This is a genomic window from Streptomyces albus subsp. albus (assembly GCF_000725885.1).
Classification (GTDB): Bacteria; Actinomycetota; Actinomycetes; order Streptomycetales; family Streptomycetaceae; genus Streptomyces; species Streptomyces albus.
This window is the reverse complement of record NZ_JODR01000022.1, coordinates 12663-28335: the sequence shown is the minus strand read 5'-3', so window position 1 is coordinate 28335 and position 15673 is coordinate 12663. Positions and strand designations below refer to the sequence as shown.

The following is a 15673-nucleotide window of genomic DNA, read 5'->3' as shown; positions in this document are numbered from 1 at the left end:
GCGTTGGACACCGAAGCCACCAAAACGCCCGGCGAGTTCCCCCTGCCCCGGTCGCAGCAGGCGAACGAACGGCTGCACTCCCTGATCCCGGGAGGCGCGCACACCTACGCCAAGGGCGACGACCAGTACCCGGAGAATCTGGCCCCGGTCATCAGCCACGGGCGCGGTGCCCATGTGTGGGACATCGACGGCAACCGCTACATCGAGTACGGCTCCGGCCTCCGCTCGGTCAGTCTCGGCCATGCCCACCCCCGGGTGACGGAGGCGGTGCGCCGGCAGCTCGACCGGGGCAGCAACTTCGTCCGCCCGTCCATCGTGGAGGTCGAGGCCGCGGAACGCTTCCTGGCCACCGTACCGACCGCCGAGATGGTGAAGTTCGCCAAGAACGGCTCCGACGTCACCACCGCCGCGGTGCGTCTCGCGCGGGCTGTGACCGGGCGCCCTCGGGTGGCCGTCTGCGAGGACCATCCGTTCTTCTCCGTCGACGACTGGTTCATCGGCACCACGCCGATGTCCGCCGGCATTCCTGCGGCGACCACCGAGCTCACCGTGTCCTTCCCCTACGGGGACCTGGCCGCGACCGACGAGCTGCTCTCCCGGTACCAGGGCGAGATCGCCTGCCTCATCCTCGAACCCGCCGCCCACGCCCAGCCGTTCCCCGGCTCACCCGGCCGTCCGGGCACCGAGGACCCCACTGCCGCGTACCTCGCCGGTCTGCGTGAGCTGGCCGACCGGCACGGCTGCGTACTGGTCTTCGACGAGATGATCACGGGCTTGCGCTGGTCGGAGGCGGGCGCCCAGGGGCTGTACGGCGTCGTCCCCGACCTGTCCACGTTCGGCAAGGCCCTGGGCAACGGGTTCGCCGTCTCCGCGCTGGCCGGGCGCCGCGCCCTCATGGAGCGGGGCGGGCTGCGCCATTCACACGACCGGGTCTTCCTGCTGTCCACGACGCACGGTGCGGAGACCCATGCGCTGGCCGCCGCCATGGCCGTGCTCACCACCTATGTCGAGGAGGGCATCACCGCGCGGCTGCACGCGCTCGGCGAGCGGCTGGCCGCCGGTGTCCGCGAGGCCGCGGCCGGCATGGGCGTCGGCGACCATCTCCTCGTCCGGGGCCGGGCCAGCAATCTGGTCTTCGCCACCCTCGACGAGAACGGGCGGCCGTCGCAGGAGTACCGCACCCTGTTCCTGCGCCGGCTCCTGGCGGGCGGGGTGCTGGCCCCGTCGTTCGTGGTGAGCAGCGCGCTGGACGACACCGACATCGAGCGCACCGTCGAGACGGTGGCCGGGGCGTGCGCGGTGTACCGGAAGGCGCTGGACGCCGCCGACCCCACCCCCTGGCTGGGCGGACGGCCGGTGAAACCCGTCTTCCGGCGACGGGCCTGATGCCGCGTCAAGTGGAGTGCCGACGGCGGGCGTCGGCCGCCTTGTCGACCAGCCATCCGGTCGCGGGAGTCACCGCCAGAGCGGTGCACCAGCCGCCGAGGACATCCGTCGGATAGTGCGCCCCCAGCGCGACCTGGGCCCACCCCATGGCGGCCCCGGCCACCAGCGCCGCCGCGAGCACGAGCACGGTACCGGCCGTCCTGCCGAGGCGGTGCCGGCCGGTCACCGACAGCGCCACCACGAGGGCGAGCGCGGTGAGGAAGGCGGTGTGCCCACTGGGATAGGACAGGTTGCCGTCGCCGTGGATGGTGCGCCCCACCACGGGCTTGAGCAGCGTCGTCGCCACCACGGCCGCTCCCGTCCCCGCGACGGCGAACACCGCGGCGCGAGGCCGCCGAAGCAGCAGGCAGCCGGTCACGGCGACCCCGGCCAGCAGCGCCGCCCCGACGGGCTCCCCCAGAAAGTCGATGGCCGAGGCGGTGACCCGCCACGGCGACGGCGCCCCGTCCACCGCCGGCTGGAGCCATGCGTCCACCGGGCCGGGCCGGCTGTGGCCGGCGTACAGGCTCCCGAGCACGACGACCGTCAGCGTGGCGAGGGCCGCGATCAGCCCGCACCGGGCGCGCAGCGGCGGGGGCAGCACCGCGGGTGCCGGCCGGCCCATCGTGTGGCCGTCCTGTCGTTCCGTTTCCGCTGATGCCAACTCCCCCACCGACGAGCCCCCGTCGTGTCCGCCCGCCGGCCCGCGCGGGAGCCGTCGGTCCGCGCGGCCCCGCACGCTTTGGCCCGACCCTCTCCCGGCCGGCAGCAGCGGGACCTGTCTCCGCCTGGCACCCTGCCCACCCACACGGTCGCGGCAAACCGCGGCCGGAGGGCTACGTGCACCGGCCTTCGGGCTGCGGCCGACGGGCGAGCCGCGGGGTTTCCTCCCGGGCGCCGGCCTCCGCCCTTCCGGCCGCCTCCGCGTGCGCTCCGTGGAGGGGGACGCGCCTGCTCGCCGCCCAGACGGCCAGCGCGCAGACGGCGAACGCGGCTCCCAGGATGCTGGAGCCCGCCCAGCCGTACGCGGTGCAGGCGGCGGTCGTCGTGGCCGCGCCGAGGGCGGAGCCGAGGGAGTAGAAGACCATGTAGCCGCCGATGACGCTGCTGGTGCGGTCCGCATAAGCGGCGGTGAGCTGGTGCTGGTTGCTCACATGGACGGCCTGGACGGCGAAGTCGAGCGCCACGATGCCCACGACGAGGAGCCACAGCGTCCATGGCAGCTGTGCGATCGCCGCCCAGGAGAGGACGAGCAGGGTGAGGGCGAGACCGGTGACGGGGACCGCGCGGCCCGCGTCGGCCCACCGGCCCGCGCGTGCCGCACCCAGTGCGCCGGCGAGACCGACGAGGCCGAACAGTCCGATGCCGCTCTCGCTCAGCCGCCACGGTGTGTCCGCCAACGGCAGGGAGAGTCCGCTCCACAGGCTGCCGAACGAGGCGAACAGGAAGAAGGCGATCAGCCCGCGCGACAGGAAGAGGCGCTGCCCGAACAGTCCGGCGAGGGAGACGAGGACCTGCCCGTACTTCGCGGGCCCGCCCGGGCGCCCCTCCGACGGCAGTGCGGTCAGGACGAGGGCCGCCAGTCCGAGTGACAGCGCCGCGAGCACGGCATAGACGCTCCGCCAGCCCCACACGTCCGCGAGGGTGCCGGTGACGACCCGCGCGCCCAGGATGCCGACCACGACACCCGAGGTCACCACGCCGATGTTCCGCCCGCGTTCGGCGGGTTGCGAGACGGTCGCTGCGTAGGCCACCGCGGTCTGCACCACGACGGCGAACAGCCCGGCCACCGTGAGCCCCGCGAGCGCCGTCCATGCTCCTGGCGCGCAGGCCGTCACGGTCGCGCCCACCGCGGTGACCGCCAGGTGCCCGGCGATGAGCCGGCGCCGGTCGGCCACCACGTCACCGAGCGGCACCAGCAGCACCAGCCCTACCAGATAACCGAACTGTCCGGCCGCGACGATCCAGCCGGTGAGCCCCGCCGGGATGCCGAGGTCCCGTCCCATCGGTTCCAGCACCGGCTGTGCGGCGTAGACGCCCGCCACAGCGACACCGCACACCACCGCCAGCAGCAACCGCCGCCATACGCCCATCGCACCCAGCCCCCAAGCCAAATCAGTAGCAAATTGCAACCGTTTTGACGGTACGGCAGGATGGTTTCAATCCGCAACTCACCGGGAGGTGTCATGCCGCGCCCCGCCATGCGCGCCCCGAACCCCGACTGGACCGACCCCGGCTGCCCCGTCGCCCGCTCGCTCGACCTCGTCGGCGACAGATGGAGCCTGCTCGTCATCCGTGACGCGATGGACGGGGCACGGTCGTTCACCGAGTTCCAGCGACGCACCGGCATCGCCCGCAACATCCTCACCGACCGCCTGCGCAAGCTCACCGCTCACGGGCTCCTCGCCCAGCGCACCGCACCGTCGGGGCGCCGCCGGGAGTACGTGCTCACCGACGCCGGCCGCGACCTCTTCCCCGTCATCCTCACCCTGCGGCAATGGGGGGAACGCCACGCCTACGCCCCCGGCGAACCCCACTCCACCCTCGTCGACCAGCAAGGCGTCCCCGTGCCGGAGTTCGCACCGGCCGGCGCCGACGGCACCCCGCTCGGCGCCGACACCACCCATGTGCGCAAGACATGAGCGGCGGTCAGCGGCTGACGCGAAGGCGTGCCGTCTCAGCGGCTCCCGCGGCTGTTGAGCCGGGCGGCCTGGCGCGTCAGGTGGTGGCGCTCGGCCAGGTCGGGTGCCTTGTGGGCCGCCTCGGCGTACAGCCGCGCCGCTGTCGCCAAGTCGCCGTCGCGCTCGTGGAGATAGGCGGCCACCGCGGCGTACCGGGGCAGTGAGGCGTCCAGCTCAGCCAGCGCCAGGAGGCCCGCGCGCGGGCCGTCGGCCTCCCCGAGGGCGACCGCCCGGTTGAGCCGGACGACGGGACTGCCGGTCAGGCGCACCAGTTCGTCGTACCACTCGACGATCTGCACCCAGTCGGTCTCCTCGGCGGTGGGCGCGTCGGCGTGGAGGGCCGCGACGGCGGCCTGCGCCTGGAACTCGCCCAGCCGGTCCCGGGCGAGCGCCGCTTGCAGAATGCCGACGCCCTCGGCGATCGCCGCCGTGTCCCACCGGCCGCGGTCCTGTTCGGCCAGCGGCACCAGACTGCCGTCAGGCGCGGTCCGGGCGGCGCGCCGGGCGTGGTGGAGCAGCATGAGAGCGAGCAGCCCGGCCACCTCGGGGTGGTCGACGGCGGTCGCGAGCTGCCGGGTGAGCCGGATGGCCTCGGCGGCGAGGTCGACATCCCCCGAGTAGCCCTCGTTGAACACCAGATACAGGACCCGCAGCACGGTGGCGACGTCGCCGGGCTGGTCGAAACGCACGCCGGAGACGGTGCGCTTCGCCCGGCTGATGCGCTGCGCCATGGTCGCCTCGGGCACCAGATACGCCCGGGCGATCTGGCGGGTGGTCAGCCCGCCGACGGCGCGCAGGGTGAGGGCGACGGCGGACGACGGTGTCAGCGACGGATGGGCACACAGGAAGAAGAGCTGGAGTGTGTCGTCCGCCGCGGGGGCCGGGCCCGGCGCCGGCTCCTCCTCGACGCGGTCCTCGCGCCGACGGCGGGCGGCGTCCGCCCGCACGGCGTCGAGGTACCGCCGCCACGCCACGGTGACGAGCCAGCCCCTGGCGTCCCGTGGCGGATCGGCCGGCCAGGCCCGGAGCGCCTCGACCAGTGCGTCCTGCACGGCGTCCTCGGCCGCCGCGAAGTCGGCTCCGCGGCGGACGAGGGTGCCGATCACTCCCGGAATGAGGCTCCTGAGCAGGGCCTCGTCCATCGGAGGTGTCACTCCGAGACGGTGGGCGGCGCGGCCAGGAACGGACGCACCTCCAGCCACTCGTGGATGGGTTCGCCACCCGCGCCGGGGGCGGCCGACAGCTCCCCGGCCAGCTCGACGGCGCGGTCGTAGCTGTCGACGTCGATGACCATCCAGCCGGCGATCAGGTCCTTCGTCTCCGCGAACGGCCCGTCGGTGACCGGCGGGCGGCCCTCACCGTCGTAGCGGACCCACGCGCCCTCGGGAGCGAGGGCCTGCCCGTCGACGAACTCGCCGGTCTTCTCCAGCCGCGCCGCGAAGTCGTTCATGTACTGCACGTGCGCCGAGATCTCCTCCGGGGTCCACCGGTCCATCGGCACGTCGTTGACCGGAGCCGGGGCGCCGCGGTAGTGCTTCAGCAGCAGGTACTTGGCCATCGTGCTTCTCCTCGGTCTCGGGCGACCCATTGTGTCGCGCTCACCCCGGGGACGGAGCCGGACGCGGGTTCTCGACATCGCCGCCGGAATTTTTTTCCGGACCCGGCGGGGAGGGGACGGGAGCTCACGGGAAGCCGTCGCGGATTCGGGCTCGGACCGTGCCGGTGACCGGCTCGTGGCTCAACTCCGGGGGGACGTTGCGCCTCCGCCGGGAGTCCCTCGCTCTTCCCCTCGCACAGGAATCACCGGCAGTCGGCCGGATCACCGGCCGAAGCCGCCCCGGCGCCCGGGGCGGCTTTCGACGGAAGCTTTCGGCGGGGCGGCGGCTCACTCGCACGGGGCCGCGACGACGCGGCGTTCCGCCCTGAGCTGGAAGAGACGCAGGAAGAAGGCGGCGGCGACGATCACCACGATCGCCGCTGCGTAGATCTCGGTGGCGGTGCGCAGGCCGAGAGCGGTGACGGCGATGCCGCCGAGCACGGCGGGCACGCTGTTGCCGAGGTAGTTGATCACGTTCGCCGAGGCGAAGACGGCACTGCGCTCGTGCGGTCCGGCGAGCCGGGCGAAGGTTCCGAACGTCGCCAGCACCGAGGCGCCGACGCCGACGCCGGCGACCGCGGTGCCGGCGGCGGCGAGCCAGAGGAGGTCGTCCATGGTTCCGGCGAGTGCGGCCAGGACGCCGAGCCCGAGCAGCGCGGAGGAGGGGGCCAGCAGCGAGGACGCGGGACGGGAGCGGAGCACGGCGACGGCGAGCGCCCCGGTTCCGGCCAGCAGGGTCACGACGACGCCGCCGGCCAGGTGACTGTGCAGTCCCAGCAGCTGGGCCGCGACGGACGGGCCGAGGGAGAGGAACAGCCCGGTCAGCGCCCAGCTGGCGATCATCGCCGGCACCACCGGGACGATGTCCGCGCGCAGGTGCGCGGGCAACGCGGCCCGGGGCCGCAGGGAGGCGACGGCTCCGGGCTTGCGCGGGGAGGTCTCCGGCAGCAGGGCCGTGAGCACGGCCGCCGGCACCATGACGCCGAGCAGCAGGGCGTAGACCAGGCGGGTCGGGGCGGGGCCGAACTCCACCAGTGCCCCGGAGCCGAGCGCGCCGAGGGCGAGCCCGGTCAGCGGGGCCACCGAGGTGAGGACGCCGGCGCGGCCACGGGCGTGCGGCGGTTCGAGATCGACGAGGGCGGCGCTCAGCGTGGTCGTCGCCGCACCGGTGGCGACGCCCTGCAGGACCCGGGCGATTGCCAGGACGGTCACGTTCCCGGCGGTGAGGAACAGCAGGAGCGAGACGGCCTCCAGCGCGATCGCCGAGGCGAGCACCGGCCGGCGGCCGAGGTGGTCCGAGAGGGCCCCGATGACGAGCAGCGAGCCGAGCAGACCGACGACGTACAGGGCGAAGACAGCGGTCATCACCCACGCGGCGAAGTGCCATTCCTGCTGGTAGATGGGGTAGAGCGGGGACGGCACGCTGGAGGCGGCCAGGAAGACGACGAAGACGGCGGCGACCGACGCGAAGGCGGCTCCGCGTCGCACGCGGCGCCTGCCCCCGGCCTCGTCGGAGGGTATGGCGGACACAGCGGAGTCAGTGGACATATACATCTCGCAGCGATCTATGCGTTAGTGGCTTTTACGCTAACACAAACGCAGTGATCACTGCGCCAAAAAGGCAGCGATCAGTGCGATACTGGCCGGGTGTCCACTAGCGCTTCCTCTTCTCCACAGGCCGGGAGCCGGCCGGGGGGCCGCTCCGCCCGGGTCCGCGCGGCCGTCCACCGAGCCGTCCAGGAACTGGTCGCCGACGAGACCAGCGAACCCCTGACGATCCCGGTCGTCGCCGCCCGCGCCGGTGTGCACGCCACCACGGTCTACCGCCGCTGGGGCACCGTCGGTGAACTGCTCGCCGACGTCGCGACCAGCCGGTTCTCCGGTGACATCGTGGTGCCGGACACCGGAAGCCTCCGCGGGGACCTGGAACGCTACGCCTCCAGTCTCGCCAAGGACCTCGGCGACCCGGACACCCTCGCCCTGGTCCGCGCCACCCTCGGCTCCGGCGGGGAACAAGGCGCCGCCGCATGCCGCGGGGAACGCCGTCAGCAGATCGAAGCCATCCTCGAACGGGAGCGGTGCCGGGGCGGGGAGCCCCCCACCCCGGAGCAGACCACTGACGCCCTGATCGCCCCCCTCTACTACCGGGCCGTCTTCACCGACGAGCCCCTCAGCCCCGAATGGACACGGGGCCTCGTGTCACATCTCCTGGGCGACTGACCGCACCCCCTGTACCCGCGCGCGTACGCGTACGCCCATGACCGGCCCGGGAGGCGCGGCCGGCCCCCTCCCCCGAGGCCGGCCGCCGCCCCCGCCCGCGCCGGCGAGGAATCATCCGCGGCCGTGGAAGCTGCGGTGCAGCCCGCGAAGTTGCTCCGCCAGTTCGGGAACCGGCCCCTGGACGGCCAGGCCGGGCACGACCTCCTGGACCGGCAACGGGCTGACGGGGGAGGAAGGCACACCCCATTCCGTGAGCCACCGGGTGAGCTGAGCGGTCGAGTGCGCATACACGATACGGCCGAGACCGGCCCACCCGTGGGCGGCGGAGCACATGGCGCAGTGCTCACCGGAGGTGTACACGGTGGCGGCGGCACGCGACTGCTCCGGCATATGGGCGGCGGCCCACCGCGCCAGCGCGAACTCCGGGTGCCGGGTGCGGTCGTGGAGGCTGTTGACCCGGTTGCGCTCCTCGGCCAGGACCCGGCCGCCGGCATCGACCAGGACCGAACCGAAGGGTTCGTCCCCGGCCTCCAGCGCTTCGGCGGCCAGCTCCACGGCCCGTTGCAGGTGCCCCATCTCGTCGGGGGTCGGATCGGCGGTCGGCACAGAATCAAGTCCTCACAGGCGCGGTCCGAAACAGCGTGCTGCCCGCCCTGGTTCAGGCGGTGGGGGCGTCGGCGACACGTCGGCTGCCGCCGTTCCGCTGCTGCCACAGACGGTAGACATCGACGGCGGCGTCCCGCGGCTCGTGCCGCATCGGCAGCCGCCGCTCGGTGTGGTCCTTGGCGAACTCGCCGTAGAAAGTGGCGAGTTCGAAGTACTTGCGGTCGTCGACATAGTGCGGCTCGTAGGCGTCGCGGCTGGTGAGGAAGACGACCTCGTCGGGAGAGCAGTAGTAGAGCGCGCCCAGGCACATGGGGCAAGGGTGGGCGAGGACGTAGATCGTCGTGCCCACCAGATGCTCGGTGCCCAGCTTGGTGCACGCCTCGCGGATGGCGAGGATCTCCGCGTGGGCCGTGGGGTCCGAGGTCTGGGCGACCTTGTTGGGGCTCTCGGCGAGCACGTCGCCGTCCTTGACGATGACGGTGGCGAAGGGGCGTCCGCCCTCTTCGACGTTCTTGCGGGCGATGTCGATGGTGCGCTGGGCGAAGTCCATGGGTGTGCTCCTTGCGGGTGCACCCGTCCGACCGGCGGACGGTGTGTGTGGGGAACGTACGGGGCGGCGGGCCGGCGAACCGGTCCCGGCCCGCCGCGGCCGGGAACCCGCTGACGCGGGCGAGGGGTGCGGCTCAGTACGGCTTGGTCGGCAGGTACTTGCCGTCCAGCGTGATGACGGCCCGCTCGCCGCCCTCCGGGTCGGCGACCTTCTGCACGTCGAGCTTGAAGTTGATCGCGCTGATGATGCCGTCACCGAACTGCTCGTGCACCAGAGCCTTCAACGTGGTGCCGTAGACCTGGAGCATCTCGTAGAAGCGGTAGATCGTCGGGTCGGTCGGGACACGGTCCGGGATGGAACCCCGCATCGGGATGGTCTGCAGCGTGCGGACGGCGTCCTCGTCGAGCTCCAGCAGCTCCCCGACGGCCTCGGCGGCCTGCCGGGGAAGCGCCTGCTGGCCGAGTACGGCGGCGGTGACGAAGGCGACCGAGAGCTGTGCGGCGTCCGCGATCTGCTGCCACGTCAGGTCCTTGCGGATCTTGGCGGCCACGGCGGCCTCGGTCACGGCCTCACGGGCGGCGGGCGACAACTGGGCGTGCGTCATGAGAGGTGCTCCTGTCGTACGGGGCCGGGCCGGGCGGCCCGGGCGGTCGGGGGTCGGAGATGAGTGGTCAGGCGACGGCGGCCGGGAGGTCGACCGTCGCGACGGTGCCCGAGGGGATGTCGAAGACCCAGCCGTGCAAGGCGAGCTGCCGCTCGGCCAGTGCACGGGCCACGGAAGGATGGGTGGCCAGATTGGTGAGCTGTGCGGCCACGTTGGCCCGCACGAGCGCGGCCACCCGGTCCCGGCCCGGCTCCTTCGGAGCGGCGGCGCGGGCCCGGGCCGCGTCCGCGTGCCGCAGCCAGTCGGCGAGCGCCGGTGTCGCGCTCAGGTCGTGCTGTTCGGCCAGGGCCGTCATCGCGCCGCAGGCGGAGTGACCGCAGACGACGATGTCACGCACACCGAGTACGGCGACCGCGTATTCGACGGTCGCGGTGACACCGTCCGCGCCCGGCGTGTGGGCGGGGACGAGATTGCCGGCGGTCCGGACGACGAACAGTTCGCCGGGCCCGCTCTGGGTGATCGTCTCCGGTGGCACCCGGGCGTCGGAGCAGCCGATGAACAGCGTGCTGGGCCGGTGATGTGCGGCCAGCCGGGCGAACCGCTCCGCTTCGGCGGGAAAGACATGACGCCGAAATCGCGCCACGCCATCCCAGAGGTGGTGCATTTCCCCTCCTGTCGTGGCATGCCGGCCCCTGCGGCCTGGCGTTTTCCACCCTGCACGACCAGGGCGTATAGAGTCCAAGACTCACTACCCATTGCAGCTATTACTTGCATCTATAGGAATCCGCGCGCGACCCGTTCGCCGCATCTATGCTTTCGGCATGGGTCCGGAGCTGCGCCATCTGCGTTATCTGATCGCCGTGGCGGAGCACGGCAGTTTCACCCGTGCCGCCGAAGAACTGCGGATCTCCCAGCCCACCCTGTCCCAGCAGATCAGACAGCTGGAGCGGGCCGTGGGCGCCCGTCTGCTCGACCGCAGCGGCAGACGCGTCCGGCTCACCGACGCCGGCGGCGCCTACGTGCACTACGCCCGGCGCGCCCTGCGGGACCTGGCCGCCGCCGACCGTGCCGTACGGGATGTCGCCGACCTGTCCCGCGGCAGTCTGCGCCTGGCCATGACCCCGACCTTCACGGCCTATCTGCTCGGCCCCCTCGTCCAGGAACTCCACGGCCGGCACCCGGGCCTCACCCTCGACGTGCGGGAAATGGCGCAGGACCGTATCGAAGCCGGTCTCGCGGCCGACGAACTCGACCTCGGCATCGCCTTCGAAGGCCCTCATCTGCCCGGCATCACGGCGACCGGGCTGTTCACCGAGACGCTCAGCCTGGTGGTGACCGCGCACGCCCCGGGAAAAAGCCCGCCCCCTCCCCTGCCGGTGGGCGCGCTGGCGGAGCAGCGCCTCGCCCTGCTCAGCGAGGATTTCGCGACGCGCGTCCACATCGACGGCTACTTCGCCCGCCACGGCATCAGCCCTCCCATCTCCGTGCAGGCCAACTCGATCCAGGCCCTCACCGAAATCGTGCGGCGCACGCCCGCCCTGGCCACGGTGCTCCCCGACGCCATCACCGACGACCACCCCCATCTGACCCCCGTCGCGCTCGACCCGCCGCTGCCGGCGCGGCGGGTCGTCCTGCTGCGGCGGGACAACGCGTACCAGAGCGCGGCGGCCCGCGCCTTCACCGCACTGGCCCGGCACCTGGTGCGGGAGCGCGGCTACCCACCGGCCGGCGGTGACCACCGGGCCGGACAGCCGGACGAGGAAGGGGGCATGAGGGCGGCAGACGAGCGCGAGGACGGCCCGGCCGCAGCGGCCGGGCCCTGACGTTCCCGCGCACCCCGGCCCCGCACCGGGACAGGGGATCGGCGCGGTGTGCGTGCTCCGTATCCTTTGCCCCGCCCCGGACCGCAGGGACCGTGCCCGGGACGATGTGGACTCGCTCCCCGTGCCTCGCCGGGCGGACGACGGGGCACGGGTCACGGCCGCACACCGAGGCGGCGTGCCGCGGCCGCCTGCCACCGGGCCCGGGCGGCAACGACCGGGCCCGGTGTGGTGCGTTTGCCCGAGCGGCCACCAGGCGGGCGGGGCGGGACCCCGCGGGCCCCGCGCGGCCCTCACCGGGACGGTGCGGCCGACCGGTCGGGGGCGTCCGCCGGTACGACGTTGCCCTTGCTGTTGCAGTGGACGGTGAACGGCTCCCGCTCGCCGAGTTCGTAGAGGTCGACATCGACCTCGTCCGGCGGGACATCGCCGGGAAGCTCGGCATCGGCCGCCGTGCAGGCGATCTGGCCGACGGCGGCCAGTTCCATGTCCGCGATCTCGTACGGCAGGTCGACCGAGACCTTGCCCCGGCCGGCGGGGCGTGCCGTCAGCCCGCCGTTCATCGGCGGCAGCACACTGTGCAGGCCCCGGGCGCGTTCGGCCCGGGTGGGGCCGTCGAGCAGCAGGTCGAGCGCCGCTTGCGGGCCGAGCGCCGCCGGGGTGCGGCGCGAGACCACCTGGCTGCCGTGCGGGCCGACGAAGTAGAGCCGGGCATGGTGCAGCTCGCTGCCGGGGGACGCCAACCCGCTCGCGGGGGCGCCCGCCGCCTCGGGCCCCGTGGTGCTGACGCCGCACCCGGTGAGCAGCCCCGCCACCAGGGGTGGCACCAGCGCCGCAAGGAGAACCCGGCGCCTCATGACGCCTCCCCGGCACGGTCCTGCGGCGCGGCCGACGGCAGGGTGACGGTGAAGAGCGCGCCGCCGCCCGGAGGGTTGGCGGCGGTCAGGGTGCCGCCGTGGAGGCGGACGTTCTCCCGCGCGACGGACAGTCCGAGACCGCTGCCGTGCGAGCGGGTGCGGGCGGAGTCGGCCTTGTAGAACCGGTCGAACACGTGCGGGAGCACCTCCTCGGGGATGCCCGGCCCCCCGTCGCGGACCTCGACGACGACCCGGGGGCCGGCCTGGTGTGCCCGCACGGTGACGGGCGGGCCTCCGTGCCGCAGGGCGTTGCCCACGAGATTGGCCAGCACCACGTCCAGGCGGCGCGGGTCGAGCCGGGCCCGCACGCCCTCGGGCAGTTCCGCGTTCACCTGGCCCGACCAGCCCCTCAGCTGGAGCGTCTTGCGGATGGAGGTGGCCAGGTCCACCTCGTCCAGGTGGAGGGCCGCCGCGCCCGCGTCGAAGCGGGAGATCTCCATCAAATCGTCCACAAGCCGGGTGAGTTTGCGGGTCTCGTCGCTGACGAGGCGGACCGCGTCGGCCGTGTCCGGGTCCAGGTCCGCGGCGCCCTCGTCGAGCACTTCGGTCACCGCCGCCATCGCGGCGAGCGGGGTGCGCAGCTCGTGGGAGACGTCGGCGGCGAACCGGCGCGCGTTCTCCCCCATCCGGCGCAGCTCGGCGTCGTCCCGCTCCAAGGTGGCGGCCATCTCGTTGAACGTGCGGGTCAGATCGGCGAGTTCGTCACGGCCCGTCACCGGCAGCCGGGTGTCCAGACGGCCCCCGGTGATCTCCTCGGCCGCGCTGCGCAGACGCCGTACGGGACGCAGCAGGCTGCGCGCCGCCAGCAGGGCCGGCACCAGCGCGAACAGCAGCGCGGGGACCGCTCCGGCCTGCGCGGCGGTGACCAGCGCCGCGATGTCGGTCTTCTCGTCGTGCAGGGAGAGGGCCGCGTACACCGTCAGGCCCGAGGCGCCACTGCCCCGCGTCCGCTCGACCGGCATGGCGATCAGCAGCCACGGCTCACCGTGGCGCTCCACGCGTTGCCGCACGGTTCCGCCGTCGCGGGCGGCGGTCCGCAGCTCCCGGGGAATGCCGCCCGCACCGGCGCGCAGGTCACCGTACTCGGCCGAGGTGCGCCACTGCCGGGACTCACCCACGAGATCGAGCTGCTTCACCAGGGCCGTCAGATCGCTGCGCGACGGCGTCGCGGGCAGGCCCGGGGCGAGTGAGTCGGTCTGGACGCGCAGATCGGACACGGCCGCGTCCTGCGCGCGGTCGAGGATGGCGGCGCGTGCCTGCCGGAAGGTGAGCGCGGAGGTGAGCAGGGCGCTGAGCGCCGAGACGGCCAAGAATGTGAGCACCAGACGGGTACGGAGGCTCTGCACGGGCCGGCGGGGGCGGAGGCGGGACCGGGCAGGGCGCACGGGCCGCGGGGACGTGCGCCTCACAGCGGTCCGAACCGGTAGCCGAAGCCACGCACCGTCTGCACGTACACCGGCCGGCGCGGATCGTCCTCGATCTTGGCCCGCAGCCGCATCACACACGCGTCCACCAGGCGGGCGTCCCCGTAGTAACTGTGCTCCCACACCTGTTCGAGGAGCTGCTGGCGGCTGAAGACCTGTCCCGGGGCGGCGGACAGGAACAGCAGCAGCTTCAGCTCCGAGGGGGCCAGCAGGAGTTCGGTGCCCTCCTTGAAGACCTGGAGCGCCTGCCGGTCGAGGACGAGGCGGCCGTGCGTCTCACGGGGACCGTCGGGTCCGGGAGGGCCGGACGGCTGCGGGGCGAGGCGGCGCAGCACGGCACGCATCCGGGCCTCCAGGACCTCGCCGCTGGCCGGTTTGACGATGTAGTCGTCGGCGCCCGTCTCCAGGCCCATCACCATGTCGAGGTCGTCGCCCCGCGCCGAGAGGATGATGATCGGCAACTGCCGCACCGCGCGGATGCGGCGGCACACCTCCAGGCCGCTCATACCGGGCAGCATCAGATCGAGCAGGACCAGATCCGGCCGGAAGTCCTCCAGCGAGGCCAGGCCGTCCTCCCCGCTGGCCACCTCCTCGACCTCGTGGCCGCGGCGGCGCAGGGCGAGGGTGACGCCGCGGCGCACGGCCGGGTCGTCCTCGATGAGCAGGACTTTGGTCATGGTGTTCTTCTCGTCGGTCCTCTGTCGTCGGCGGCCTTCCGGACGGTCGCCCGGTGCCGGTGCCGTACGGTCCCGGTCCCGTCCGCGGGAGCACGGCCCGCCCCGGGCAGCCGCTTGCCCAATGATCGGCTGCCTGTTTGATCGCTTGCTCTCCATTGTGTGAGGAAACGATGACAGCCGTCCTCCTCACCCGGCCCCGGGCGCGTCCGCAGCCGCGCCGCGATGACCGTCCCTCTCCCGGATCATGATGAGTCGATGACAACGGCGGATCCGAGGCCCGGACGGTGCTTGCCTGACCGGCATGAACGCACACATGAACACCGCCCGGCGCGCCGCCTCCGCCACCCGTGCCACCGTCCGTCCCCTCCGCCGCCCCGCCCTCGGCAGCGCCCTGGTCACCGGGGCGCTCCTCGCGCTGACCGCATGCGGCGGGCAGACGGCCGCGCACGACGGCGCGGGCACCGACGGAAGCACGTCGCGGCACGGCGGCGGCAAGAAGGTGCTGTGGATGGGCGACTCGATCGCCGGCGGCGAGGCACCGGCCCTGGCCGCGGCGGCGAAGGCCGCGGGGCTCCGCTTCAAGGACGCCAGCTCGACCGGAGGCGGCACGGTGGTCGCGGGACAGGGACCCACGAAGCAGATCGCGGCGCACACCTGGAAGCGGCTGTCGAAGGACATCGCCGCCTTCCACCCGGACGTCATCGCCTACCAGATCACCACCTACGACTGGGACACCGAGGCCGGGCAGCGCCACGCCTACGAGAAGCTGGGCCGCACCGCCCGGAACGCCGGTGCCGAACTGGTGATCGTCTCCGCCCCGCCCTTCACCGTCGACGACTTCTACAAGCCGCACGAGAAGGCCATCCGCAGCGCCCCCAGGGCCGCCCGGCAAGCTGCCGCCCGGAGCGGTGGAAAAATCCACTATTTCGACTCCGCGGAGTTGTGGGGCACCGACAGCCGCGCGCGGCGGGCCCAGCGCTCCTCCGACGGGATCCACGCCTGCCAGCAGGGAGCGGCGGCGTTCGCCAAGTGGTTCGGCGAGAAGCTCGGCAAGCAGTACGGATTCGCCCCGGCCCCTCCCCGCAAGTGGGCCCAGGGGGCGTGGACCGGCTCCGGGCACTACGCGGACCTCGGCTGCCGCTGAGGCGCGGC

At 73.3% G+C, this 15673-nt stretch carries 17 protein-coding genes; 5 read left to right on the top strand and 12 right to left on the bottom strand.

Translation table 11 applies throughout. From position 1 onward, the window contains the following. Positions 1 to 3 precede the first annotated feature (3 nt). Complete coding sequence (locus IO40_RS0124425; protein ID WP_031176136.1) at positions 4 to 1386, top strand: glutamate-1-semialdehyde 2,1-aminomutase; 1383 nt, start codon at positions 4 to 6, stop codon at positions 1384 to 1386. A 7-nt stretch (positions 1387 to 1393) separates the two neighbouring features. On the opposite strand, the gene IO40_RS0124420 is transcribed toward IO40_RS0124425, so the two are convergent. Beyond that, positions 1394 to 2050 carry a phosphatase PAP2 family protein gene (locus IO40_RS0124420; protein WP_031176135.1) on the bottom strand — a complete coding sequence of 219 codons (657 nt, stop codon included), beginning with the start codon at positions 2048 to 2050 and terminating at the stop codon, positions 1394 to 1396. Between the two features lie 211 nt (positions 2051 to 2261). Continuing rightward, positions 2262 to 3518 (bottom strand): MFS transporter, encoded by a 1257-nt coding sequence (locus tag IO40_RS0124415; RefSeq protein ID WP_016471297.1) that lies wholly within the window; start codon positions 3516 to 3518, stop codon positions 2262 to 2264. Positions 3519 to 3611: 93 nt separating this feature from the next. On the opposite strand from IO40_RS0124415, the gene IO40_RS0124410 reads away from it, so the two are divergent. Then, positions 3612 to 4067 carry a winged helix-turn-helix transcriptional regulator gene (locus IO40_RS0124410; protein ID WP_016471296.1) on the top strand — a complete coding sequence of 152 codons (456 nt, stop codon included), beginning with the start codon at positions 3612 to 3614 and terminating at the stop codon, positions 4065 to 4067. 35 nt (positions 4068 to 4102) lie between these two features. Here the strand turns inward: IO40_RS0124410 and IO40_RS0124405 are convergent, their stop codons facing one another. The 3 genes from IO40_RS0124405 to IO40_RS0124395 form a co-directional block, all read right to left on the bottom strand. Further along, positions 4103 to 5248, bottom strand: a complete 1146-nt coding sequence (locus IO40_RS0124405; RefSeq protein ID WP_016471295.1) for an RNA polymerase sigma factor — start codon at positions 5246 to 5248, stop codon at positions 4103 to 4105. A gap of 8 nt (positions 5249 to 5256) precedes the next feature. Then, on the bottom strand, positions 5257 to 5664 hold the full coding sequence (locus tag IO40_RS0124400) for a YciI family protein (RefSeq protein ID WP_016471294.1): 408 nt from the start codon (positions 5662 to 5664) through the stop codon (positions 5257 to 5259). 327 nt (positions 5665 to 5991) lie between these two features. Continuing rightward, on the bottom strand, positions 5992 to 7233 hold the full coding sequence (locus IO40_RS0124395; RefSeq protein ID WP_234029837.1) for an MFS transporter: 1242 nt from the start codon (positions 7231 to 7233) through the stop codon (positions 5992 to 5994). A 117-nt stretch (positions 7234 to 7350) separates the two neighbouring features. Between IO40_RS0124395 and IO40_RS0124390 the strand changes: the two genes are divergently transcribed. Continuing rightward, on the top strand, positions 7351 to 7923 hold the full coding sequence (locus tag IO40_RS0124390; RefSeq protein ID WP_016471292.1) for a TetR-like C-terminal domain-containing protein: 573 nt from the start codon (positions 7351 to 7353) through the stop codon (positions 7921 to 7923). Between the two features lie 111 nt (positions 7924 to 8034). Here IO40_RS0124390 and IO40_RS0124385 read toward each other — a convergent pair whose 3' ends face one another. The 4 genes from IO40_RS0124385 to IO40_RS0124370 form a co-directional block, all read right to left on the bottom strand. Further along, positions 8035 to 8499 (bottom strand): nucleoside deaminase, encoded by a 465-nt coding sequence (locus IO40_RS0124385; protein ID WP_030405567.1) that lies wholly within the window; start codon positions 8497 to 8499, stop codon positions 8035 to 8037. An 82-nt stretch (positions 8500 to 8581) separates the two neighbouring features. Continuing rightward, positions 8582 to 9079, bottom strand: a complete 498-nt coding sequence (locus tag IO40_RS0124380) for a nucleoside deaminase (RefSeq protein WP_016471290.1) — start codon at positions 9077 to 9079, stop codon at positions 8582 to 8584. Positions 9080 to 9212: 133 nt separating this feature from the next. Then, positions 9213 to 9683, bottom strand: a complete 471-nt coding sequence (gene cynS / locus IO40_RS0124375; protein WP_016471289.1) for a cyanase — start codon at positions 9681 to 9683, stop codon at positions 9213 to 9215. A gap of 67 nt (positions 9684 to 9750) precedes the next feature. Further along, positions 9751 to 10347 (bottom strand): carbonic anhydrase, encoded by a 597-nt coding sequence (locus tag IO40_RS0124370; RefSeq protein ID WP_016471288.1) that lies wholly within the window; start codon positions 10345 to 10347, stop codon positions 9751 to 9753. Positions 10348 to 10504: 157 nt separating this feature from the next. On the opposite strand from IO40_RS0124370, the gene cynR reads away from it, so the two are divergent. Beyond that, a complete protein-coding gene (gene cynR, locus IO40_RS0124365) occupies positions 10505 to 11506 on the top strand; it encodes a transcriptional regulator CynR (RefSeq protein ID WP_016471287.1) in 1002 nt (333 codons plus the stop codon). A gap of 290 nt (positions 11507 to 11796) precedes the next feature. On the opposite strand, the gene IO40_RS0124360 is transcribed toward cynR, so the two are convergent. Genes IO40_RS0124360 through IO40_RS0124350 form a run of 3 tightly spaced genes read right to left on the bottom strand, consistent with a single transcriptional unit; the run spans position 11797 to position 14521 of the window. Further along, positions 11797 to 12360: a GerMN domain-containing protein gene (locus IO40_RS0124360; protein ID WP_016471286.1), complete on the bottom strand. Its 564-nt coding sequence runs from the start codon at positions 12358 to 12360 to the stop codon at positions 11797 to 11799. Then, positions 12357 to 13829, bottom strand: a complete 1473-nt coding sequence (locus IO40_RS0124355) for a sensor histidine kinase (RefSeq protein ID WP_016471285.1) — start codon at positions 13827 to 13829, stop codon at positions 12357 to 12359. Before IO40_RS0124355 ends, IO40_RS0124360 begins: the two co-directional genes overlap by 4 nt. After that, complete coding sequence (locus tag IO40_RS0124350; RefSeq protein WP_016471284.1) at positions 13826 to 14521, bottom strand: response regulator transcription factor; 696 nt, start codon at positions 14519 to 14521, stop codon at positions 13826 to 13828. The genes IO40_RS0124355 and IO40_RS0124350 overlap by 4 nt, the downstream gene beginning before the upstream one ends. Positions 14522 to 14822: 301 nt before the next feature. Between IO40_RS0124350 and IO40_RS0124345 the strand changes: the two genes are divergently transcribed. Continuing rightward, positions 14823 to 15665: an SGNH/GDSL hydrolase family protein gene (locus tag IO40_RS0124345; protein WP_016471283.1), complete on the top strand. Its 843-nt coding sequence runs from the start codon at positions 14823 to 14825 to the stop codon at positions 15663 to 15665. Positions 15666 to 15673: the final 8 nt, after the last annotated feature.

Excerpts from the sequence above, each read along its gene's own strand:
- IO40_RS0124420 (WP_031176135.1), bottom strand. The coding sequence starts at position 2,050 with ATGGGCCGGCCGGCACCCGCGGTGCTGCCCCCGCCGCTGCGCGCCCGG.
- IO40_RS0124415 (WP_016471297.1), bottom strand. The coding sequence starts at position 3,518 with ATGGGCGTATGGCGGCGGTTGCTGCTGGCGGTGGTGTGCGGTGTCGCT.
- IO40_RS0124410 (WP_016471296.1), top strand. The coding sequence starts at position 3,612 with ATGCCGCGCCCCGCCATGCGCGCCCCGAACCCCGACTGGACCGACCCC.
- IO40_RS0124405 (WP_016471295.1), bottom strand. The coding sequence starts at position 5,248 with ATGGACGAGGCCCTGCTCAGGAGCCTCATTCCGGGAGTGATCGGCACC.
- IO40_RS0124400 (WP_016471294.1), bottom strand. The coding sequence starts at position 5,664 with ATGGCCAAGTACCTGCTGCTGAAGCACTACCGCGGCGCCCCGGCTCCG.
- IO40_RS0124385 (WP_030405567.1), bottom strand. The coding sequence starts at position 8,499 with ATGGGGCACCTGCAACGGGCCGTGGAGCTGGCCGCCGAAGCGCTGGAG.
- IO40_RS0124380 (WP_016471290.1), bottom strand. The coding sequence starts at position 9,079 with ATGGACTTCGCCCAGCGCACCATCGACATCGCCCGCAAGAACGTCGAA.
- cynS (WP_016471289.1), bottom strand. The coding sequence starts at position 9,683 with ATGACGCACGCCCAGTTGTCGCCCGCCGCCCGTGAGGCCGTGACCGAG.
- IO40_RS0124370 (WP_016471288.1), bottom strand. The coding sequence starts at position 10,347 with ATGCACCACCTCTGGGATGGCGTGGCGCGATTTCGGCGTCATGTCTTT.
- cynR (WP_016471287.1), top strand. The coding sequence starts at position 10,505 with ATGGGTCCGGAGCTGCGCCATCTGCGTTATCTGATCGCCGTGGCGGAG.
- IO40_RS0124360 (WP_016471286.1), bottom strand. The coding sequence starts at position 12,360 with ATGAGGCGCCGGGTTCTCCTTGCGGCGCTGGTGCCACCCCTGGTGGCG.
- IO40_RS0124350 (WP_016471284.1), bottom strand. The coding sequence starts at position 14,521 with ATGACCAAAGTCCTGCTCATCGAGGACGACCCGGCCGTGCGCCGCGGC.
- IO40_RS0124345 (WP_016471283.1), top strand. The coding sequence starts at position 14,823 with ATGAACGCACACATGAACACCGCCCGGCGCGCCGCCTCCGCCACCCGT.